Origin of the sequence: Streptomyces silaceus (assembly GCF_001419745.1) — a bacterium.
In the GTDB taxonomy this organism is placed as follows: Bacteria; Actinomycetota; Actinomycetes; order Streptomycetales; family Streptomycetaceae; genus Streptomyces; species Streptomyces silaceus.
The window spans coordinates 1-21,087 of sequence record NZ_LIRJ01000098.1 but is presented as its reverse complement, the minus strand read 5'-3'; the positions used below and the strand labels follow the sequence as shown (position 1 = coordinate 21,087).

The 21,087-nt window shown below is 72.1% G+C and carries 18 protein-coding genes and 2 pseudogenes; 7 read left to right on the top strand and 13 right to left on the bottom strand.

The window, feature by feature from the left end:
* The first annotated feature begins 1 nt into the window (after position 1).
* The gene (locus AOK22_RS11415) at positions 2-526 is read left to right on the top strand and encodes a universal stress protein (protein WP_055698484.1); all 525 of its coding nucleotides are present in this window, start codon (positions 2-4) and stop codon (positions 524-526) included.
* A 207-nt stretch (positions 527-733) separates the two neighbouring features.
* Positions 734-1,303 (top strand): GPR1/FUN34/YaaH family transporter, encoded by a 570-nt coding sequence (locus AOK22_RS11410; protein WP_055698483.1) that lies wholly within the window; start codon positions 734-736, stop codon positions 1,301-1,303.
* Between the two features lie 160 nt (positions 1,304-1,463).
* Here the strand turns inward: AOK22_RS11410 and glmS are convergent, their stop codons facing one another.
* The 3 genes from glmS to AOK22_RS11395 form a co-directional block, all read right to left on the bottom strand.
* Positions 1,464-3,281, bottom strand: a complete 1,818-nt coding sequence (gene glmS, locus AOK22_RS11405) for a glutamine--fructose-6-phosphate transaminase (isomerizing) (protein ID WP_055698482.1) — start codon at positions 3,279-3,281, stop codon at positions 1,464-1,466.
* A 57-nt stretch (positions 3,282-3,338) separates the two neighbouring features.
* Positions 3,339-3,596, bottom strand: a complete 258-nt coding sequence (locus AOK22_RS11400) for a hypothetical protein (RefSeq protein ID WP_055698481.1) — start codon at positions 3,594-3,596, stop codon at positions 3,339-3,341.
* Between the two features lie 107 nt (positions 3,597-3,703).
* Positions 3,704-4,600: a DUF4429 domain-containing protein gene (locus tag AOK22_RS11395; protein ID WP_055698480.1), complete on the bottom strand. Its 897-nt coding sequence runs from the start codon at positions 4,598-4,600 to the stop codon at positions 3,704-3,706.
* Between the two features lie 144 nt (positions 4,601-4,744).
* Here AOK22_RS11395 and AOK22_RS11390 point away from each other — a divergent pair, with 144 nt between their 5' ends.
* Entirely contained in the window at positions 4,745-6,367 is a 1,623-nt protein-coding gene (locus tag AOK22_RS11390; RefSeq protein WP_055698479.1) for a beta-N-acetylhexosaminidase, read from the top strand.
* Here the strand turns inward: AOK22_RS11390 and AOK22_RS11385 are convergent.
* From AOK22_RS11385 to AOK22_RS11355, 7 genes are all read right to left on the bottom strand, one after another.
* Positions 6,331-6,978, bottom strand: coding sequence for a GNAT family N-acetyltransferase (locus AOK22_RS11385; RefSeq protein ID WP_107101916.1), 648 nt, complete (start codon positions 6,976-6,978; stop codon positions 6,331-6,333). The two genes, AOK22_RS11390 and AOK22_RS11385, sit on opposite strands and share 37 nt — an antisense overlap.
* Positions 6,979-6,985: 7 nt before the next feature.
* Entirely contained in the window at positions 6,986-8,410 is a 1,425-nt protein-coding gene (locus tag AOK22_RS11380) for a pyridoxal phosphate-dependent decarboxylase family protein (RefSeq protein ID WP_055698478.1), read from the bottom strand.
* A gap of 171 nt (positions 8,411-8,581) precedes the next feature.
* On the bottom strand, positions 8,582-9,625 hold the full coding sequence (locus AOK22_RS11375) for an ABC transporter substrate-binding protein (RefSeq protein ID WP_055698477.1): 1,044 nt from the start codon (positions 9,623-9,625) through the stop codon (positions 8,582-8,584).
* A gap of 159 nt (positions 9,626-9,784) precedes the next feature.
* Positions 9,785-10,942, bottom strand: coding sequence for an acyl-CoA dehydrogenase family protein (locus AOK22_RS11370; protein WP_055698476.1), 1,158 nt, complete (start codon positions 10,940-10,942; stop codon positions 9,785-9,787).
* 6 nt (positions 10,943-10,948) lie between these two features.
* Complete coding sequence (locus tag AOK22_RS11365) at positions 10,949-11,923, bottom strand: hydroxymethylglutaryl-CoA lyase (RefSeq protein WP_055698475.1); 975 nt, start codon at positions 11,921-11,923, stop codon at positions 10,949-10,951.
* Entirely contained in the window at positions 11,920-13,890 is a 1,971-nt protein-coding gene (locus AOK22_RS11360; RefSeq protein ID WP_055698474.1) for an acetyl-CoA carboxylase biotin carboxylase subunit, read from the bottom strand. Before AOK22_RS11360 ends, AOK22_RS11365 begins: the two co-directional genes overlap by 4 nt.
* 52 nt (positions 13,891-13,942) lie before the next feature.
* Positions 13,943-15,559, bottom strand: coding sequence for a carboxyl transferase domain-containing protein (locus AOK22_RS11355; RefSeq protein ID WP_055698473.1), 1,617 nt, complete (start codon positions 15,557-15,559; stop codon positions 13,943-13,945).
* A 141-nt stretch (positions 15,560-15,700) separates the two neighbouring features.
* Between AOK22_RS11355 and AOK22_RS11350 the strand changes: the two genes are divergently transcribed.
* From AOK22_RS11350 to AOK22_RS11335, 4 genes are all read left to right on the top strand, one after another.
* Positions 15,701-16,291, top strand: a complete 591-nt coding sequence (locus AOK22_RS11350; RefSeq protein ID WP_055698472.1) for an SACE_7040 family transcriptional regulator — start codon at positions 15,701-15,703, stop codon at positions 16,289-16,291.
* 85 nt (positions 16,292-16,376) lie between these two features.
* Positions 16,377-17,534: an acyl-CoA dehydrogenase family protein gene (locus tag AOK22_RS11345; RefSeq protein WP_055698471.1), complete on the top strand. Its 1,158-nt coding sequence runs from the start codon at positions 16,377-16,379 to the stop codon at positions 17,532-17,534.
* 24 nt (positions 17,535-17,558) lie between these two features.
* Positions 17,559-18,419 (top strand): acyl-CoA thioesterase, encoded by an 861-nt coding sequence (locus AOK22_RS11340; RefSeq protein WP_055698470.1) that lies wholly within the window; start codon positions 17,559-17,561, stop codon positions 18,417-18,419.
* A 57-nt stretch (positions 18,420-18,476) separates the two neighbouring features.
* On the top strand, positions 18,477-19,448 hold the full coding sequence (locus tag AOK22_RS11335; protein WP_055698469.1) for a cation diffusion facilitator family transporter: 972 nt from the start codon (positions 18,477-18,479) through the stop codon (positions 19,446-19,448).
* Here the strand turns inward: AOK22_RS11335 and AOK22_RS11330 are convergent.
* From AOK22_RS11330 to AOK22_RS11320, 3 genes and pseudogenes are all read right to left on the bottom strand, one after another.
* The gene (locus tag AOK22_RS11330) at positions 19,409-20,206 is read right to left on the bottom strand and encodes a phosphatase (protein ID WP_193433162.1); all 798 of its coding nucleotides are present in this window, start codon (positions 20,204-20,206) and stop codon (positions 19,409-19,411) included. The two genes, AOK22_RS11335 and AOK22_RS11330, sit on opposite strands and share 40 nt — an antisense overlap.
* Positions 20,207-20,410: 204 nt before the next feature.
* A pseudogene (locus AOK22_RS42625) lies at positions 20,411-20,638 on the bottom strand (helix-turn-helix domain-containing protein); the annotation flags it as partial.
* 2 nt (positions 20,639-20,640) lie between these two features.
* Positions 20,641-21,087: pseudogene (locus AOK22_RS11320) on the bottom strand (PucR family transcriptional regulator); the annotation flags it as partial.

Below are 21,087 nucleotides of genomic sequence, written 5' to 3'. Positions count from 1 at the left end.
GATGGCCGGTCACGAATTCTCCGAACCCGCGGACCGCAAGCGGCAGGTCGCCGATCCCACGACGACCCCCCGAGCGGCGGAAGAACCGCGTCACTCCTGCGATCCCGCCTTCCGGCACGGCGTCGTCGTCGGTTTCGACGGCTCGACCTCCAGTGAGCGGGCCCTCGCCTACGCGATCGGCATGGCCCACCGCTCGGGCTCGGGCCTGATCATCGTGCATGTCGCCAACCGGCTGCCCACCACGGTGTGGGCGGGGTGCGAGCCCCCGGTCTTCGTCGACGTGCCCGACCACCGCACCGAGGTGCTCGGCCTCGAACTGGCCTGCGCGGAGTACCTGTCCGAGGTGCCGTGGATCCTCGTCGAGCGCGGCGGCGACATCTGCCACGAGCTGGAGGAGGTCGGCCGCGAGTACAGCGCGGACGCGATCGTCGTCGGCTCCACGCACGGCCTCGTCGGCCGCATCTTCGGCTCCGTCGCCGGACGCCTCGCGCGGCGGGCGCAGCGGCCCGTCGTCGTCATCCCCTGATTCCCCGCGCCCCTGGTGGGGCGGGGGGAGTGGTGTGCCCAACTCCCTTGTGTGCGCGGGGTGGTGAGGTTTGGTGAACAGATAAATCTACTCACGCGTAGAGGTGGTTTGTGCCCTTGTGAAGGGTACATAAAGGTCGCCGGTACCCCTCGCGGGCGCCGGCGTCGCGCAGCACCACCGCACCACTGCACAGGAAGGGAGCCCGCCGTGGACAACGACGTCTCTGCGGGAAGCACCACTTCGACTCTCGGCCATCTCGCCCTGGGGCTCACGCTGTTGGCCTTCGGACTCGGTCACACCGGAGTGATCGACGGGGTATCGGCGGCGGACGCCGTCTCCCTCGCCACGTTCGTCGGCGGGATCGCCCTGTTCATCGCCGGGCTCTTCGCGCTCCACGACAAGGACACCGCGACGGGCACGGCCTTCGCCGCGCTCGGCGCGCTCTGGTTCACCTGGGGCGCCACCGCCGACGCGCAGGTCTCCGCGAACGCCGCGGGCCTCTTCCTGCTGCTCTTCGCGCTCGTCGCGCTCACTCTCACCCTCGGGGCCGCGGGCGGCCCCGTGCTCACCCGTGGGACGTACGCGCTGCTGTTCGTGGCGCTCGTCCTGCTCGCCGTCGCCCGGTTCGGCGACAGCGCGGGCCTCGGCAAGGCCGGCGGCTGGTTCGCCGCCGCCGGCGGGCTGCTCGCCTGGTACGGCGCGACGGCCGCACTCGCCCACTGGCCGACGGCTCTCCCGGGGCGCCCTGCCGGCCGGGGAGTGACGGCCGCCGGCTGAGCCGGGCGCGGGCCGGGGTAATGGGCGACCCTGGCCCTCTGGGGAACGGGCCCCGTGTGCTGGTGGCACGCACGGGGCCCGTTCCGTTTGTCTGTTCCGCGCGGGCCGGTGGGGGGGGGGCTTGTCGCGCGGTTCCCGCGCCCCGTGCGGGGCCCGGCCGCTACTCGACCGTCACCGACTTCGCCAGGTTGCGCGGCTTGTCGATGTCGCGGCCCAGCGCCAACGCCGTGTGGTAGGCGAGGAGTTGGAGCGGGATGCCCATCAGGATCGGGTCCAGCTCGTTCTCGTTCTTCGGGACGACGATCGTCTGGTCGGCCTTCTCCTGCTCCTGGTGCGCGACCGCGAGGATCTTGCCGCTGCGGGCCTTGATCTCCTCCAGGGCGGCGCGGTTCTTCTCCAGCAGGTCGTCGTCGGGGACGATCGCGACCGTCGGCAGCGCGGGCTCGATCAGGGCGAGCGGGCCGTGCTTGAGCTCGGAGGCGGGGTACGCCTCGGCGTGGATGTACGAGACCTCCTTGAGCTTGAGGGAGGCCTCACGGGCGACGGGGTAGCCCCGTACGCGCCCGATGAAGAGCATCGAGCGGGCGTCCGCGTAGCTCTTGGCGATCTTCTTGATCTCGTCCTCCTGCTTGAGGATCTCCGAGATCTGGCCGGGCAGCCTGCGCAGGCCCTCGATGATCCGCTTGCCGTCGGAGACCGACAGGTCGCGGATGCGGCCCAGGTGCAGGGCGAGCAGGGCGAAGGCGACCGTGGTGTTCGTGAAGCACTTGGTCGAGACGACGCAGACCTCCGGGCCCGCGTGGACGTACACGCCCGCGTCCGCCTCACGGGCGATCGCGGAGCCGACCACGTTCACCACGCCGAGGACGCGGGCGCCCTTGCGCTTGAGCTCCTGGACGGCGGCCAGCACGTCGTACGTCTCGCCGGACTGCGAGACCGCGATGTAGAGGGTGTCGGGGTCCACGACCGGGTTGCGGTAGCGGAACTCGGAGGCCGGCTCGGCGTCGGCGGGGATGCGGGCCAGCTCCTCGATCATCTGGGCGCCGATCATGCCCGCGTGGTACGAGGTGCCGCAGCCGAGGATCTTGACGCGGCGCACCTTGCGGGCGTCGTGCGCGTCGAGGTTGAGGCCGCCGAGGTGCACGGTGGAGAAGCGGTCGTCGATGCGGCCGCGCAGCACGCGGTCCACCGCGGCGGGCTGCTCGAAGATCTCCTTGTGCATGTACGTGTCGTGGCCGCCCATGTCGTACGACTCGGCCTCCCACTCCACGGTGGTCGGCGAGGCGGTCGTGCGGGAGCCCTCGGTGGTGTACGTGCGGTAGTCGTCGGCCTTGATGGTGGCCATCTCGCCGTCGTCGAGGGTGACGACCTGGCGGGTGTGCGAGACGAGCGCGGCGACGTCCGAGGCGACGAACATCTCCTTCTCGCCGATGCCGAGGACGACGGGGGAGCCGTTGCGGGCGACGACGATGCGGTCGTTGAAGTCGGCGTGCAGGACGGCGATGCCGTAGGTGCCCTCGATGTGGCGCAGGGCCTCGCGCACCTTCTCTTCGAGGGTGTCCGCCTGGGAGCGGGCGACGAGGTGGGTGAGGACCTCGGTGTCGGTCTCGGAGAGGAACTCGACGCCGTCGGCGGTGAGCTTGGCGCGCAGCTCGGAGGCGTTGTCGATGATGCCGTTGTGGACGACCGCGACCTTGTTCTCGGCGTCCAGGTGCGGGTGGGCGTTCTCGTCGGAGGGGGCGCCGTGGGTGGCCCATCGGGTGTGGGCGATGCCGGTCGTGCCCTTGAAGCGGGCGGGGACCTTGGCCTCCAGGTCGCGCACGCGGCCCTTGGCCTTGACCGTCTTCAGGCCCGCGGCCTTGGGGCTGGTGACGGCGATGCCCGCGGAGTCGTAGCCGCGGTACTCCAGGCGCTGGAGGCCTTCGAGGAGCAGCGGGGCGACGTCACGCTTGCCGATATATCCGACGATTCCGCACATAGAGGGTGTCCTAGTCGTAGAGGTGGTCGTGATCCTGCGGCGCCGGACGCCCGCGGCCTAGCCGTAGACGATGCGGCGCAGCTGTCTGAGCGTGAGCTCGGGCGGGGCGACCGCGCGGTAGGCGAGGTCCGCCGAGATCCGCTCGAAGATCGCCGCGTTCAGCAGGCCCTGACCCTGCAGTTCGCGGTGGCGGCGACGGACGAACTGCTCGGTCGTCTCGTCGAAGTAGGCGAGCACGTCCTGGACGACCCGCAGGGCTTCGCCCCGCTGGAGCGGGGTGCTGCGGGTGAGGTGGTCCACCAGGTCGTCGTGCATTCGTTGATCCTGGGGTATCGAGTGGACGTACGCAAGAATCCTGCCCGGAATCGGGCAGGAGCGTGTCGGAATGGGCCGGGAATCCTGCCGGTGCCCCGCCGGAGCGCTCACATCCGCTTCAGGACCGCCTGCTTCGCCGCGCTGAACTCCTCGTCCGTGAGGATCCCGGACCGGTGCAGCTCGCCCAGTTCCCGCAGGCGGCGCAGCAGCGCGTCGTGGTCGTCCTCGGCGGGCGCCTGGGGCGCGGGCGCCCCCGCGGGCAGGGTGGGCGCGCCGTCGGCCGCCGGCCGCGCGGGTCCCGGCCCCGCCGGGTGCGGAAGGCGGGCCTGGACCGCCGCCGCGATCAGCGCCATGAGCGGGTCCTTCTTGAAGCCCCACAGCTCGACGGAGTTCGGGTCGTACTTCGGCGGGGCCTTGGTCGGGGCGTTCCGCACGGTGAAGCGGAGGTAGCCGTTCTCCAGGCCGGCCGCCGGCTGCCACTCCACCGCCGCGACATCGGCGAGCGCCAGCGACCGCGTGCCGGCGGCGGACTTCGCCTCCTCCGTCTTCCAGTTCCACTCCAGGCGGATGTGCTCCCCGTCGAAGCTCGCCGTGCCGTCCCCGGCCGAGACGGACAGCGGCACGGCGGGGCCCGAGAGGAGATAGGCGTCGCAGGACGCGGCCGGCACCTGTTCGATCAGATGGGCGTTGCGCACCTCGTCGACCAGGTACTCCGCGACCCCGTACCGGTCCGGCTCCACCGTCAGCTGGTAGGGATCCGCGGAGTCCGCCAGCTTCCCGCCCGTCGCCTGGAGCAGCGGGTCGGCGCCGTCCCGCAGACGCAGCCTCAACCGGCCCGACTTCTTGCCCTGTTCGAAGGCGATGCCCGCCAACGCCCTCAGGGGCACGGCCAGTTCGCCCAGCGTCTTGCGCAGCAGGGAGACGTTCTTGTCGCGGCCCGGCACGAGGCGCAGCGTCTCCCCGTCGAACGTCCACGTCCCGTCGCGCTGGATGATTTCCGCCATGAGGGGATTCTCGCACCGACCACCGGGCGAAGTGGTCTACACCCCTTGACCCCTTGTGGGGGCCGGGTTACCAATGAGGACCGTTCGATTGCGATGCACCACAGATGCGCCACAGCGGCGCCGGCCCTTCGAAGGGATCCGCTTGTGAGACCGCACAAGAGAACGACACGACTGCCCCGTCTGTTCGGCTCGCTGCTGCTCGTGGCGGCCGCCGGAATCTCCTGCTTCGCCGCCGCCCCCTCCTCGCGGGCGGCCCGGCCCGAGGTCACCCCGCTCGGCCAGGTGGTGCCCGTCCCGATGCGGGCCGAGCCGGGCGGACCCGGCTACGAGATCACCGCGAAGACGCGTATCCGCGTCGGCGGCGCCAGCGCGGAGGAGCGCCGCGTCGGCGAGTACCTCGCGAGGATGCTGCGCCCCGCCACCGGCTACGAGCTGCCCGTCACCTCCGGCAAGGGCGACGACGGCATCCGGCTGCGGATCAGCGCCGATCCGGCGAACAAGGCCCTGGGCCCCGAGGGCTACCGCGTCGTCTCCGCGCGCGGCTCCCTCACCATCACCTCCCGGTCGGGCGCCGGGCTCTTCCACGGCGTCCAGACGGTGCGCCAGCACCTGCCCGCCGCCATCGAGAAGAGCGGCAAGCAGCGCGGCCCGTGGCGGGTCGCGGGCGGCACCGTCGAGGACGCCCCGCGCTACGGCTACCGCTCCACGATGCTCGACGTCTCACGCCACTTCTTCACCGTCGACCAGGTCAAGCGCTACATCGACCAGGCGGCGCTCTACAAGATGAACAAGCTGCACCTGCACCTCAGCGACGACCAGGGCTGGCGCATCGCCGTCGACTCCTGGCCGCGCCTGGCGACCTACGGAGGCTCCACCCAGGTCGGCGGCGGCAAGGGCGGCTCCTACACGAAGGCGCAGTACAAGGAGATCGTCGCCTACGCCGCGTCGCGGTACATGGACGTCGTCCCCGAGATCGACATGCCGGGGCACACCAACGCCGCGCTCGCCTCGTACGCGGAGCTGAACTGCGACGGCGTCGCCCCGCCGCTGTACACCGGCACCGAGGTCGGCTTCAGCTCGCTGTGCGTGAAGAAGGACGTGACGTACGACTTCGTGGACGACGTGATCCGCGAGCTCGCCGCGATGACGCCGGGCGAGTACCTCCACATCGGCGGCGACGAGGCGCACTCCACCAGCCACGAGGACTTCGTCGCCTTCATGGACAAGGTGCAGCCGGTGGTCGCCAAGTACGGCAAGACGGTGATGGGCTGGCACCAGCTGACCGGCGCCAGGCCCGCCAAGGGCGCCGTGGCGCAGTACTGGGGCTACGACAGGACCGGCGCCGCCGAGCGCGAGCAGGTCGTGAACGCCGCGAAGAACGGCACGAAGCTGGTCCTCTCGCCGGCCGACCGCGCCTACATCGACCACAAGTACACCAAGGACACCCCGCTCGGGCTCTCCTGGGCGGGCTACGTCGAGGTGCAGCGGTCCTACGACTGGGACCCGGGGACGTATCTCCAGGGCGCGCCCGCGGACGCGGTCCTCGGTGTCGAGGCGCCGCTGTGGACGGAGACCCTCTCCACCCCGGACCAGCTGGAGTACATGGCCTTCCCGCGGCTGCCCGGCATCGCCGAGCTCGGCTGGTCGCCCGCGGCCACGCACGACTGGGACACGTACAAGGTGCGGCTCGCCGCGCAGGCCCCGCGCTGGGACGCGCTCGGGATCGACTTCTACAAGTCGCCCCAGGTGCCCTGGCCCGCCCGGTAGGGCGTACGGGGACGGGGCCGGGGAGGACCGTCTCCCCGGCCCCGTCCGGTTCGGGCGGACCGGTCCGCGCGGGCGGCCGTCGCCGCCGCGAACCGGTCGCGGGTGCAGAAGCTGAGCAGGGCCTCCTTCTCCGGCTTCTGCACGAGGGTCTGCGCGCGGAACCCGACGGCCTCGTTGCGGGCGTGGGCCGCCCGGTCGCGCACGTCGGGCTCGGCCACGACCCGCTCGGTCGCCGGGTCGGCGAACAGCTCGCGCAGCACCGCGGTGAGCGCGCCGATGCCGAAGCCGGGGATGTGGACGTGGGAGGGCGCGGCCAGCAGGCGCGTGCCGACGTCGCCGGGCAACGGCTCGTAGAGGCCGACGAGTTCGACGTACCGCGGGTCGTACCGCTCCATCAGGAAGGCCGGCACGCCCCGGTACAGGCCGAGGAAGGCGTCGCGGTGGTCGGCCGCCGCGACGGCCATGCAGGCGCGCTCGACGTCGGGGAGCGTGGCGTGCTGCATCAGCCAGGACGCGGACGCGGGATGGGTGACCCAGTCGTGGACCAGTTCGGACTCGGTCAGCGGGTCGAGGGGGCGCAGCGCGAAGCCGCCCGGGTCGGCGGTGCGGATGCGCGGGTCAGCAGGCGCGGTCAAGGCTCTCTCCCAGGTACCGCTCGGCGTGGTCGGCGATCAGGTCGAGGACGGCCGTGAGGTCGGCGGCGGTCGTCTCCGGGTTGAGCAGGGTGAACTTCAGGTACTGGCGGTCGCCCACCTTGGCGCCGGCCACCACCGCGTCACCGGCGGCGAACAGCGCCTTGCGGGCGTAGAGGTTGGCGCGGTCGATGGCGGCGGGCGCGCAGATCGCCGCGGGAATGTAGCGGAAGGTCAGCGTGGACAGCTGCGGCTCGGCCACGACGTCGAAGCGCGGGTCGGCGGCGAGCAGCCGCCAGCCCTCGGTGGCCAGCCCGCAGACCTCGTCGAAGAGGTCGCCGACGGCGTCCGCGCCCATCACGCGCAGCGTCATCCACAGCTTCAGGGCGTCGAAGCGCCGGTCCGTCTGGAGGGACTTGCCGCCCTGGTCGGGGGTGCGCTCCCGGGCCGTGCCGGACAGCGCGGCGCGGTCGCGCACCAGCACCGCCGACGAACTCACCGGCTGGAAGAAGGACTTGTGGAAGTCCACCGTCACGGAGTCGGCGCGCTCGATGCCGTCGATGAGGTGCCGGTTCCTGCGCGAGGCCAGCAGCCCGCAGCCGTAGGCCGCGTCCACGTGCAGCCAGGTGCCGTACTGCGCGCACAGGGCGGCGATCTCGGGCAGCGGGTCGATGGAGCCGAAGTCGGCGGTGCCCGCCGTCGCGACGACCGCCATGGGGGAGAGGCCGTCGCGGCGGCAGCGTTCCAGCGCGCGGGCCAGGGCCACGGTCTGCAGGCGTTTGTCGCGGTCGGTGGGGATCGTCACGACGGCGTCCGCGCCGAGTCCGAGCAGCCGGGCCGCCTGCCGGACGCCGGTGTGGTCGGCCTCGGAGACGAAGACGCGAAGGGAGGCGAGGTCGCGCTCGCCGGTCGCCGTGGCGGCCTCGGAGGCCTCGCGGGCGAGCAGCAGGGCCTGGAGGTTCGACTGGGCGCCGTCGCTGGTGAACACCCCGTCGGCGTCGGGTCCGAGGCCGGCGCGCTCGGCGGTCCAGTCGATCAGACGGCGCTCGATGAGGGTGGCGCCCGTGGACCGGTCCCAGGTGTCCAGGCAGGAGTTGACGGCGGAGAGCACGGCCTCGCCGAGGACGGCGGGGATGACGGCCGGGGCGGTGAGGTGGGCCAGGTGGCGCGGGTGGTGGAGGTACACCGCGTCGCGCAGGTACAGCTCGTCGAGTTCGTCGAGGGCGGCGACGGTGTCGTGCAGGGGCTCGTCCAGGTCGACCGCGCCGACGCGCGGGGCGAGGTCGTCGGCGGTGATCCCGGTGAACGGGCGGGAGGCGCCGGTGAGGCCGGCCGCCACCCGCTCGACTCCTTCGGTCACGGAGCCGCGGTACCGCTCCACGGTGGTGTCGTTGAGCAGGTGCGAGCGCATGAACTGTCCTCTGGGGTGAGGGGTCTTGATAAGTGAGGTAAGCCTAACCTAACTTTTCTTCGTCGTGGGGTCGGGGGGAACGAAACAGCCCCCTCCGCGGTGCGGAGGGGGCTGTGGTGCGGAGAGGGTCGTGGTGCCGGGAAGGCTGTGGTGCCGGGAGGCGCGGTGGGGTCAGCCGACCTTCTTCGCCTTCTCGATCGCGTCGGCCAGGTCCTCCAGGATCGGCGCGCACTTGGCGTACGAGAAGATCGGCTCCGCGACGCGCGGGACGACCTGTCCGGCCTTGACCGCGGGCAGCTTCTTCCAGGTCGGCTTGTCGAGGTCGGCCGGCTGGATGGCGGAGGTGCGGTTGTCCATCATGATGAGGTCCGCGTCGTACTTGTCGACGTTCTCCCAGCTCAGGTTCTCGAACCAGCCGCCGGACTCCTTCTTGGCGCTCTCCGGCGGCTCGATGATGTTCACGCCGAGCGCCTTGAAGTACTCCAGGTCCGCGGAGAGGTTCGAGCCGGAGACGTAGAACAGCTCCTGGCTCGCGGAGCCGATGAGGACCCGGATGTCCTTGTGCGCCTTGGCGACCTTGCGCAGCCGCTCGGACGCCTCCTCGAAGCGCTTCTTCGCCTTGACGACCTTGTCGGACTTCATGTCCGCGCCCAGCGACTCGGCGAGCGCCTGGATGCGCTGCAGCGGGTGCGTCAGCTGGCGGTCGTAGACGCTGATGCCGACGCTCGGGGCGAGGCCGAGGATCTTGTCCTTGCTCTCCTCGGGGACGTACCAGAGCGTGCCCTTGTCGTCGAACATCGTGGAGATCAGCACGTCCGGGGCGAGGGCCGCGTACTTCTCGATCTTGAACTGACCCCATTCGTTGCCGATGATCGTCAGCTTGCTGATGTCCATGTCGCCGGCCTGGACGTCGGCCTTGCCGTCCTTGGTCTTCGTCGGGCCGAAGACGCCCTTGCACTCGATGCCGTAGTCGTACAGCGCGGCGGCGACGCCGGTGAACGCCACGATGTTCTTGGGTGTCGCGTCCTTCTTCGCCGTCTCGCCGCGGTCGTCCTTGAAGCTCCAGGGTCCGGTCTTGCCCGTGTCGCCCCCGGTCTTGCCGGCGCCGTCCTTCTTCTCGCTGCCGCAGGCCGCCAGGACGGCGGTGAGGCCGAGGGCGCCGCCGGCGGCGAGGATGCCGCGGCGGGACGGCGTGGTCAGACGGGACTGGGACATGTGGATCTCTGCTTTCGTGACGGTGCGGTGGCGGGGCCACTGGCCGGAATTAGAGCTTAGGTTAGCCTAAGCTGCTCTGGATTCCAGTGGCCCCGGGCGTCACACAGGTCACGATGCGGAGTACGTGCCTCGGCTCCGCCGTGCCGCGGGGTACGTGCCTCAGCTCGCCGCGAAGCCCAGCTCCCGGGCGATCAGCATGCGCTGCACCTCGCTCGTGCCCTCGCCGATCTCCAGGATCTTGGAGTCCCGCCACATCCTGGCCACGGGGTACTCGTTCATGAAGCCGTAGCCGCCGTGGATCTGGGTGGCCTCGCGGGCGTTGTCCACGGCGACCGTCGAGGAGTAGAGCTTGGCGATCGCCGCCTGCTTCTTGAACGGCTCGCCCGCGACCATGCGCGAGGCCGCGTCGTACCAGCCGACGCGGGCCATGTGCGCCCGCATCTCCATGTCGGCGATCTTGAACTGTATGGCCTGGTTGGCGCCGATCGGCCGGCCGAACGCGTGCCGCTCGTGGGCGTACTTCACGGACTCGTCCACGCAGCCCTGCGCGAGCCCGGTGGCCAGCGCGGAGATCGCGACGCGGCCCTCGTCCAGGATGCGCAGGAACTGGGCGTAGCCCCGGCCCTCCTCGCCCAGCAGGTTCGCCGCCGGGACGCGGACGTCGGAGAAGGACAGCTCACGGGTGTCCGAGGCGTTCCACCCCACCTTCGAGTACGGCGCCGCGACCGTGAAGCCCGGCGTCCCCGACGGCACGATGATCGAGGAGATCAGCGGACGGCCGTCGTCCTTGCGGCCGGTGACGGCGGTGACCGTCACCAGGCCCGTGATGTCCGTACCGGAGTTGGTGATGAAGCACTTGGAGCCGTTGATCACCCAGTCGTCGCCGTCGCGCACCGCCGTCGTGCGCGTGCCGCCCGCGTCCGAGCCGCCGTCCGGCTCGGTCAGGCCGAACGCGCCGAGGGCCTCGCCGGCGCACAGCTTCGGCAGCCACGCGCGCTTCTGCTCGTCGGTGCCGAAGAGGTGGATCGGCATCGCGCCGAGCGAGACGCCCGCCTCCAGGGTGATCGCCACGGACGAGTCGACGCGGGCGAGCTCCTCCAGGGCGATGCCCAGCGCGAAGTAGTCACCGCCCATGCCGCCGTACTCCTCGGGGAAGGGCAGGCCGAACAGGCCCATGCGGCCCATCTCGCGGACGATCTCGTAGGGGAACTCGTGGCGCTCGTAGAAGTCGCCGATCTTCGGCGCCACGACGTCGTGCGCGAACGCCTCGACCGTGCGGCGCAGTTCCTCGTGCTCGGGGCTCAGACGGTGGTCCATCGATCTTCACTGCTCCTGGTGGGAGTTGGCCTGCTCTTCGTGGGAGCCGGCCGTGAGGGCACGGACGGTGCGGGACGGGCTGGGTCGGCCCAACTGGTCGGCCATCCACGCGCTGGTGGCGGCGAGGGCGCCGAGGTCGACCCCGGTGTCGATGCCGAGGCCGTGCAGCATCCACACGAGGTCTTCGGTGGCGAGGTTTCCGGTGGCGCTCTTCGCGTACGGGCAGCCGCCGAGGCCGCCCGCCGACGCGTCCACCGTCGTCACGCCGTGCTGGAGGGCGGCGAGGGTGTTGGCGAGCGCCTGGCCGTACGTGTCGTGGAAGTGGACGCCGACGCGGTCGGTCGGCACGCCCTCCTCGTTCAGCGCGGCCAGCAGCGCCTGGACGTGGCCCGGTGTGGCCACGCCGATGGTGTCGCCGAGGCTCAGCTCGTCGCAGCCCATGTCGAGCAGGGCCCGGCAGACGCGGACGACCTGGGCGACGGGCACCGGGCCCTCCCAGGGGTCGCCGAAGCACATCGAGAGATAGCCGCGCACGTGCACCTGCTGCTCCCGCGCGCGGGAGACCACCGGGGCGAACATCGCGAGGGCCTCGTCCACCGTGCGGTTCAGGTTGGCCTTGGCGAAGGACTCGGTGGCGCTGGCGAAGACCGCGACGCGGTGCGCGCCGAGCGCGAGGGCGCGGTCCAGGCCGCGGTCGTTCGGCACGAGGACCGGCAGGTGGATGCCCTGGAGGTCGCCGAGGAGCGGAAACAGCCGCTCCGCGTCGGCCAGTTGGGGCACCCACTTGGGGTGCACGAAGCTGGTCGCCTCGACGGTGGTCAGGCCCGCGTCGGCCAGGCGGTGGATGAACTCCGCCTTGACCTCGGTGGGCACGACCCCCTTCTCGTTCTGCAGGCCGTCGCGGGCGCCGACCTCGTGGACGCGGACGCGGGGCGGCAGGCCCTGGGCGGGGACGGCCATGGGAAGTCCGGCGGCGGTCATGCGGTGCCCTCCTCGGTCGCCTTGTCCGGCTCGCCCGCCTCGTCGTCGGGCAGCACCACGGCGAGGACCTGGTCCATGGCGACCGTCGTGCCGGGCGTGACGTCGAGCTCGGTGACGGTGCCCGCGTGCGGGGCGGCGATGACGTGCTCCATCTTCATCGCCTCGACCACCAGCAGGCTCTGGCCCGCGCTCACCCGGTCGCCGGGGGACACCTTCACGACGGTGACGGTGCCGGGCATGGGGGCGGTGAGCGCGTCCGCCCCGGCGTGCGCGGCGCCGGTGAGGGAGGCCGCCACGGGGTCGTGGTCCTGGACGTGCCAGGCGTCGCCCTCGCGGCCGAGCCAGTCGCCGGCGCGGTGGAAGGTGTGCAGGACGCCGTCGACGGACACCGAGACGCGGTCGGCGCCGACGGTCCGTACGCCGCCGCGCAGCTGGTGGGCGACGGGCTCGTGGCCCGCCGGGCGGAGCCAGTGCGTGACGGGCGCCGGGGTGCCCCCGAGCCGCCAGCCGCTCGGCACGGAGAAGGGGTCGCGCCAGCCGTCGCCCGACGGCTGCAGCGCGGCGTCGCGGACCGCGGCCGCCGCCTCGTACACCTCGTCGGGCACGCCGTCCGGGACGAGGGCGTCCGCCTCGCGCTCCACCAGGCCCGTGTCCAGCTCGCCCGCCACCACGGCGGGGTGGGCCAGCAGCCGGCGCAGGAAGCCCGCGTTCGTCGGCACGCCCAGCGTGACCGTCTCCGCCAGGGCGGCGCGCAGCTTGCGCAGGGCGGTGGCGCGGTCGGGGCCGTACGCGATGACCTTCGACAGCATGGGGTCGTAGAGGCTGCCGACCTCCGTGCCCTCGCTCAGGCCGGAGTCGGTGCGCACGCCGTCGCCCTGCGGCTCGCGCAGGGAGAGCACCGTGCCGCCCGAGGGCAGGAACCCGCGCGCGGGGTCCTCGGCGCAGATCCGGGCCTCCACCGCGTGGCCGGTGAGGGTGATGTCCTCCTGCGCGAACGGCAGGGGCTCCCCGGCGGCGACCCGCAGCTGCCACTCCACCAGGTCGAGCCCGGTGACCAGCTCCGTGACCGGGTGCTCCACCTGGAGGCGGGTGTTCATCTCCATGAAGTAGTACGACGAGGGGTCGCTGCCCGGCACGATGAACTCCACCGTGCCCGCGCCCGCGTACCCGCAGGAGCGGGCCGCCTGGACGGCGGCCTCGCCCATCGCCGCGCGCGTGGCCTCGTCCAGGAGGACGCTGGGCGCCTCCTCGATGATCTTCTGGTGGCGGCGCTGGAGGGAGCACTCGCGCTCGCCGAGGTGGACGACGTTGCCCCGGCCGTCCGCGAGGACCTGGATCTCGATGTGCCGGGGGCGGTCGATCCACCGCTCCACGAGCAGGGTGTCGTCGCCGAAGGAGGCGCGGGCCTCGCGCCGGGCCGCCGCGATCTCGTCGGTGAGCAGGGCCTCGTCCCGCACCAGGCGCATGCCCTTGCCGCCGCCGCCCGCGCTCGGCTTGAGCAGCACCGGGGTGCCGATCTCGCGCGCTGCGTCGGCCAGTTGGGCGTCGGTCAGGCCGCTGCCGGAGGAGCCGGGGACGACCGGTACGCCGGCCGCCTGCACCGTCTCCTTGGCGCGGATCTTGTCGCCCATGAGGGAGATGGCCCCGGCGGGCGGGCCGATGAAGACGAGCCCGGCGTCGGCGCACGCCTGCGCGAACTCGGCGTTCTCCGCGAGGAAGCCGTAGCCCGGGTGGACCGCCTGGGCGCCGGTCGTGGCCGCCGCCTCCAGGAGGCGCTCCACGGACAGATAGCTCTCGGCGGCCGGCGGCGGGCCGATGCGCACCGCCGTGTCGGCCTCGCGCACATGACGGGCGTCCGCGTCGGCGTCGCTGAAGACGGCGACCGAGCGCACGCCGAGCGCGCGCAGCGTACGGATGACGCGGACCGCGATCTCGCCCCGGTTGGCGACGAGCACCGTGTCGAACATGGTCCCTCTCCCCGAGGTGGTCCCTTGCTGGAAGTCGCTCATCGTCCGCCCCTCACATCCGGAAGACGCCGAAGCCGGGCTCGCCCAGGGGGGCGCCCGCGCACGCGGTCAGGGCCAGGCCCAGGACCTGCCGGGTCTCCAGCGGGTCGATGACGCCGTCGTCCCAGAGCCGGGCCGTGGCGTAGTAGGCACTGCCCTGCTCTTCGTACTGCGCGCGGATGGGGTCCTTGAAGGACTCCTCGTCCTCGGCGGCCCACTCCTCGCCGCGCGCCTCCAACTGGTCGCGCTTGACCGTGGCGAGGACGGAGGCGGCCTGCTCGCCGCCCATCACGGAGATCTTGGCGTTCGGCCACATCCACAGGAAGCGGGGGCTGTAGGCCCGGCCGCACATCGAGTAGTTGCCCGCGCCGTACGAACCGCCGACGACGACCGTCAGCTTGGGCACGCGGGTGCAGGCCACGGCCGTCACCATCTTCGCGCCGTGCTTGGCGATGCCGCCCGCCTCGTAGTCCCTGCCGACCATGAAGCCCGAGATGTTCTGGAGGAAGACCAGGGGGATGCCGCGCTGGTCGCACAGCTCGATGAAGTGGGCGCCCTTCTGGGCGGACTCGGAGAACAGGATGCCGTTGTTCGCGACGATCCCGACCGGGTGGCCGTGGATGTGGGCGAAGCCGGTGACCAGCGTCGTGCCGTACTCCGCCTTGAACTCGGCGAAGCGGGAGCCGTCGACCACGCGCGCGATGACCTCGCGGACGTCGTAGGGGGTGCGGGAGTCCGTCGGCACCGCGCCGTACAGCCCCAGGGGGTCGACCTTCGGCTCCTCCACCGGGCGCACGGTCCAGGGCAGCGCGCCGCGCTCGGGGAGCGTGGAGACGATCGTGCGCACGATGCGCAGGGCGTGCGCGTCGTCCTCGGCGAGGTGGTCGGTCACTCCGGAGGTGCGCGAGTGGACCTCGCCGCCGCCCAGCTCCTCGGCGGTGACGACCTCGCCGGTCGCGGCCTTCACCAGGGGCGGGCCGCCGAGGAAGATCGTGCCCTGATTGCGCACGATCACCGCCTCGTCGCTCATCGCGGGGACGTACGCCCCGCCGGCCGTGCAGGAGCCGAGGACGGCGGCGATCTGGGGGATCTTCGCGCCGGACATCCGGGCCTGGTTGTAGAAGATGCGCCCGAAGTGCTCGCGGTCGGGGAAGACGTCGTCCTGCATGGGCAGGAAGGCGCCGCCCGAGTCGACCAGGTAGAGGCACGGGAGGTGGTTCTCCAGGGCCACCTCCTGGGCGCGCAGGTGCTTCTTCACCGTCATGGGGTAGTACGTGCCGCCCTTGACCGTGGCGTCATTGGCGACGATCACGCACTCGCGGCCCGAGACCCGGCCGATGCCCGCGATGACGCCGGCCGCCGGGGCGTCCCCGCCGTACAGCCCGTGGGCCGCGAGGGGGGCCAGCTCCAGGAAGGGCGAGCCCGGGTCGAGGAGGGTGTCCACGCGGTCCCGGGGCAGCAGCTTGCCGCGCGCCACATGGCGGGCCCGCGCCCGCTCGCCGCCGCCGAGCCTGGCCGCCGCGAGCTTGGCCCGCAACTCCTCGGCGAGGGCGGTGTGCGCCGCCTCGTTCGCCCGCCACGCCTCGGACGCGGGATCAGCCGCGCTCGCGAGGACTGGTGCCTGCTGCATCCGTCGAGCCCCCTTGCTCGGTCCACTCGGTCGTGCCCGGTCGGCTCGATCGAGCGTCGTAGGGATGAAGATGGGTTAATGAGCGTTAACGCGTTTCCTTCAGGTTAACGAGCGCTAACCGGCCTGTCTAGAATCAATTCCATGGCCACGAGAACCGACGCCCCCACCCGCCGCGAGCAGATCCTCAAGGAGGCCGCCCGGCTCTTCGCCGAGCGGGGCTTCCACGGGGTCGGCGTGGACGAGATAGGGGCTGCCGTCGGCATCAGCGGGCCGGGGCTCTACCGGCACTTCGCGGGCAAGGACGCCATGCTCGCCGAGCTGCTCGTCGGCATCAGCGGGCAGCTCCTGACGGGCGGCAAGCGGTGCGTGGCCGACACCGACGCCTCGCCGGAGCGGGTCCTGGACGCGCTCATCGAGGGGCACATCGACTTCGCCCTGGACGACCGCTCCCTGATCACCCTGCACGACCGCGAGCTGGACCGCCTGCGGGACAGCGACCGCAAGCTGGTCCGCCAGCTCCAGCGGCAGTACGTGGAGATCTGGGTCGACGTCGTGCGCAAGGTCTACCCGGACCTCGCCGAGAACGCCGCGCGGGTGTCCGTGCACGCGGTCTTCGGGCTGCTGAACTCCACGCCGCACCTGAGCCGCCGCGACGCGCTGCCCAGCCGGGCGGGCATGTCCGAGCTGTTGCACCGCCTGGCGCGTGGGGCGTTCGCGGCCGCCGGGGAGTGACGCGCATCTCTGGACGCTCTGGTGACTCCCGGGTAACCTGCTGACTGAGCAAGCGCTTAGTCGTCGTGGGCAGAGGGAGTTCTCCGTGCGCCGTACCGTTTTCAATGAGGACCACGAGGCGTTCCGGGAGACCCTGCGCGCCTTCATCGAGGCCGAGGTCGTCCCGGTCCACGACGAGTGGTTCGCCGCGGGCCAGGTGCCGCGCGAGTTCTACTACAAGCTCGCCGAGCTGGGCCTCTTCGGCATCAACGTCCCCGAGGAGTTCGGCGGCGCCGGCCTGGACACGCACAAGTTCGAGGCCATCCAGTACGAGGAGACCGCCCGCGCGGGCGTCACCTTCGGCGGCTCCGGCGTGCACGTCCTGCTCGCCCTGCCGTACATCAAGATGCTCGCCACCGACGAGCAGAAGAAGCGCTACCTGGAGAAGTTCGTCTCCGCCGAGGAGATGTGGGCCCTCGCGATGACCGAGCCGGGCACCGGCTCCGACCTCGCGGGCATGAAGACCACCGCCAAGCTCTCCGAGGACGGCACCCACTACGTCCTCAACGGCTCCAAGACCTTCATCACCGGCGGCGTGCACGCCGACCGCGTGATCGTCTGCGCCCGCACCTCCGCGCCGACCGCCGAGGACCGCCGCTTCGGCATCTCCCTCTTCGCCGTCGACACCAAGTCCGAGGGCTACTCCATCGGCCGCAAGCTCGACAAGCTGGGCCTGAAGACGTCCGACACCGCCGAGCTGGCGTTCGTCGACGTCAAGGTGCCCGTCGAGGACCTCCTCGGCGAGGAGAACAAGGGCTTCTACTACCTCGGCAGCAACCTCCCCTCGGAGCGCTGGGGCATCGCCTACGGCGCGTACGCGCAGGCCAAGGCCGCCGTCCGGTTCGCCAAGGAGTACGTCCAGGACCGCACGGTCTTCGGCAAGACGGTCGCCTCCTTCCAGAACACCAAGTTCGAGCTGGCCGCCTGCCAGGCCGAGGTGGACGCCGCCGAGGCCGTCGCCGACCGCGCCCTGGAGGCCCTGGACGCGGGCGAGCTGACCGCCGCCGAGGCCGCGTCCGCGAAGCTGTTCAACACCGAGGTCGCCCACCGCGTCATCGACAAGTGCCTCCAGCTGCACGGCGGCTACGGCTTCATGAACGAGTACCCCATCGCCCGCCTGTACGCCGACAACCGCGTCAACCGCATCTACGGCGGCACCAGCGAGGTCATGAAGATGATCATCGCGAAGAACATGGGCCTGTAACGACCGGCGTGTAGAACTTCACCCATGAACCAGGCACTTGAAGCCCTCCTCGACCTGCTCGACCTGGAGCAGATCGAGGAGGACATCTTCCGGGGCGTGAGCCGTTCGGCGCTCGTGCCCCGCGTCTTCGGAGGCCAGGTCGCCGCACAGGCCCTGGTCGCCGCGGGACGCACGGTCCCGGGCGACCGGCCCGCCCACTCCCTGCACGCGTACTTCCTGCGCCCCGGGGACCCGGGCGCGCCGATCGTGTACACCGTCGACCGCATACGCGACGGCCGCTCCTTCACCACGCGCCGCGTCGTCGCCGTCCAGCACGGACAGCCGATCTTCCACCTCTCCGCGTCCTTCCAGACGTACGAGGAGGGCCTGGAGCACCAGTCCGGCATGCCGGACGCGCCCGACCCGGAGACGCTGCCCACCGCCGCCGAGATGCTGCCCCGCCATCTGCCCGCGCACGTCGCCGAGCGGCTGATCGAGGCCCGCGCCGCCGTCGACCTGCGCTACGTGGACGCACCGCCGTGGGGCACCGTCGGACAGCCGCGCGAGCCGCGCTCCCAGGTGTGGTTCCGCGCCAACGGCAAGCTCGCGGACGACTCCCCGCTGCACGTCTGTCTCGCCACGTACGTCTCGGACATGACCCTCCTCGACTCGGTGCTGCTCGCGCACGGCCGGGGCGGCTGGGCCGTCGGCGACGTCGTCGGGGCCTCCCTGGACCACGCGATGTGGTTCCACCGGCCCTTCCGCGCCGACGAATGGCTGCTCTACGACCAGGAGTCGCCGTCGGCCTCCGGCGGGCGCGGCCTCGGCCAGGCGCGGATCTGGACGCAGGACGGGCGGCTCGCGGTCACCGTCATCCAGGAGGGCGTGGTGCGCGTCCCGAGGTGAGCCCGGGGCACGCCCCGGGGTTCGCGCTCCCCACGGATCGGACATACCGTCCGATACATGAGTGAGCACGCGTCAGAGGCGGGCGGCGAGAGCACCTTCACCGTCGTCGTCGCCGCCGTCGCCAACCTCGGGATCGCCCTGGCCAAGGCCGTCGCCGGTGTCATCAGCGGCTCCAGCGCCATGCTCTCCGAAGCGGCGCACTCCGTGGCGGACACCGTCACCGAGCTGATGCTGCTCGTCTCCCTCAAGGCCGGCGAGAGACCCGCCGACGAGGAGCATCCGCTCGGCTACGGAGGCGCACGCTACATCTGGGCGCTGCTCGCCTCCGTGGCCACCTTCGTCGGCGGCGGCGTCTTCGCGGTGTACGACGGCATCCACACCCTCACCCACGGCGAGGAGCCGGGCGACCCGCTCGTCTCGTACCTCGTCCTCGGTGTCGCCTTCCTCCTGGAGGGCTACTCGCTGCGCACCGGGCTCAGGCAGGCGCGCGGCGAGGCGGACCGCTTCGGGGTGCACCTCAAGCGCTATCTGCGCCACACCCCCGACACCGCGGTGAAGGCCGTCGTCATGGAGGACTCGGCGGCGCTGGTGGGCCTGCTGCTGGCCGCCGGAGGGCTGCTCGGCGGGCAGCTCACCGGGTCCGGAGTGTGGGACGGCGTCGCCTCGCTCTGCATCGGCGTGCTGCTCGTGTACGTCGCCTGGGTCCTCGGGCACGCCAACTCCGAGCTGCTCATCGGACGTCCGCTGCCTCCGGAGATGCGGGCCGGGGTGCGGGCCGAACTGCTCGCCGACCCACACGTCGTGGACGTGCTGGAGCTGACCACGCTGCTGCAGGGCCCCAAGGAGGCCCTGGTCGCCGCGAAGGTCGACTTCCGGGACGTGTCCACGGCCGCCGACGTCGAGCGCGCCTGCGACCGCATGGCGCAGCGGATCCAGGAGCGCTTCCCGGCGGTCCGGCGGGTCTACCTCGACCCGACGCCGGGGCCCGCTCAGGAGTCGCCGGAGAGCCCCGCGGAGTCCAGCAGGTAGGCCGTCATCGGGTCGTAGTGGCGCGGGCTCGTGACGTGGTCGTCGAGCGGCACCGTCACCTGCACCGTGCCCTCGGCCTCGCCGATGAACAGCGCCGGGTCGTTGCAGTCCGCGTACCCCACGGAGTCCACGCCGCGCTGGCCCGCGCGGCCCGCCCAGCCGTGGTCGGCGACGACCAGGTCGGGCAGCGGGCGGCCCTCGCGCTCCAGGCCGTCCAGGATCGCGTTCATCGGCTCGGGGGAGTGCGTGTGCCACAGCGTCGCGCCGCGCTCCAGCATCGCCACGTCCGCGAACTGGAAGACCATGCCCTCGTCGGCCGTCAGCCCCTCGGGGATCACGACGATCTCGCAGCCCGCCGCGCGCAGGGCGGCGGCCGTCGCGCGGTGCACGTCGAGGAGGCCTCCGGGGTGGCCGGTGGCGAAAAGGACCCGCTCCTTGCCGGCGGCCGCCTTGCGCAGCCGGGCCGCCATCCGCTCCAGGGCGTCGACCGTCAGCTCCGGGTCGATGGTGTCCTGGCCGTGCCGGTGCTGCGGGTCGTCGATCACGCCGCAGCGCTCGGCCATCACCGCGAGGACGTCCTGCTCGTCCGTCCAGCGGTCGCCGAGCTCCAGACCGAGCCAGTAGTGACGGTCGCCGTTCGCGAGCTTCCTGTAGTGGCTGAGGTTGTTCTCGCGGGGTGTGGCGACGTCCCCCGCGATGCGGGTCCGGACGAGGTGGTCGACGAGCGCGGCACGGCTGGGTATCGGCATGCCCCCCATTGTGCCGTCGCTCGGGCCGCGGGGCCGGGGCGTCCCACAGCCTGGGCCTGTGACGTGCACCGCTGCGTTTGCGCTGCGCTGGCTTGGGCGGGTGGCGGTGCTGGGTTGGCCGCGGGCTCGTCCTGGCTTGGCGCGCAGTTCCCCGCGCCCCTTACGGGGCCCGGCCCCCTGACAGGTCCGGCCCCCTCACGGGGCCCGGCCCCCTTACGGGGTCCGGCCCAGCGCGAACCACAGCTCCATCCGTACGTCCGCGTCGTCCAGGTCCGCCTCCAGGAGCGCCGCGCACCGGGCGATCCGCTGGCGCACCGTGTTGCGGTGCACCCCGAGCGCCACCGCCGTGCGGTCCCAACTGCCGTGCAGGGACAGCCAGGTCCGCAGGGTCCGGGTCAGCGGCTCGCTGCCGGCGAGCGGACCGAGCAGCACGCGCGCGTGNNGCGCAGGGCGCGGGCCGCCTGGGCGTCGGCGGCCGCGAGGTCACCGGGGTCCGCCGGGGCGGAGGCGCCGAGGGTCCAGCCGTCCGTGGCGGTGACCTCGCGGTCGGCGGGCACGAGCAGGCGTACGGCGTCGTCGTCGCCGTACGGGTCGACCAGGGCGCTGCCCAGCGCCGCCGCGAGCGCGGACGCGCCCAGCGGGGTGCGGTCCCCGCGCGCGTGCACCACGGTCCACCGGTCGCCCCCCAGGAGAGGGGCGACGGCCTCGGCGGGCGCCCCGAGCAGCAGCCGTACCAGCGCCGCCGAGCGGGCCGCCTCGGAGGCGCCCTGGTGCTCCCCGGTGAGCAGCGAGAGCAGCACGACCGCCGCCCCGGCGATGGTGTGGTCGCCCGCCTCGCGCCGGTCCGTGGCGACGCCCAGCGCGAAGCCCTGGCCGCCTCCGAGGGCGTA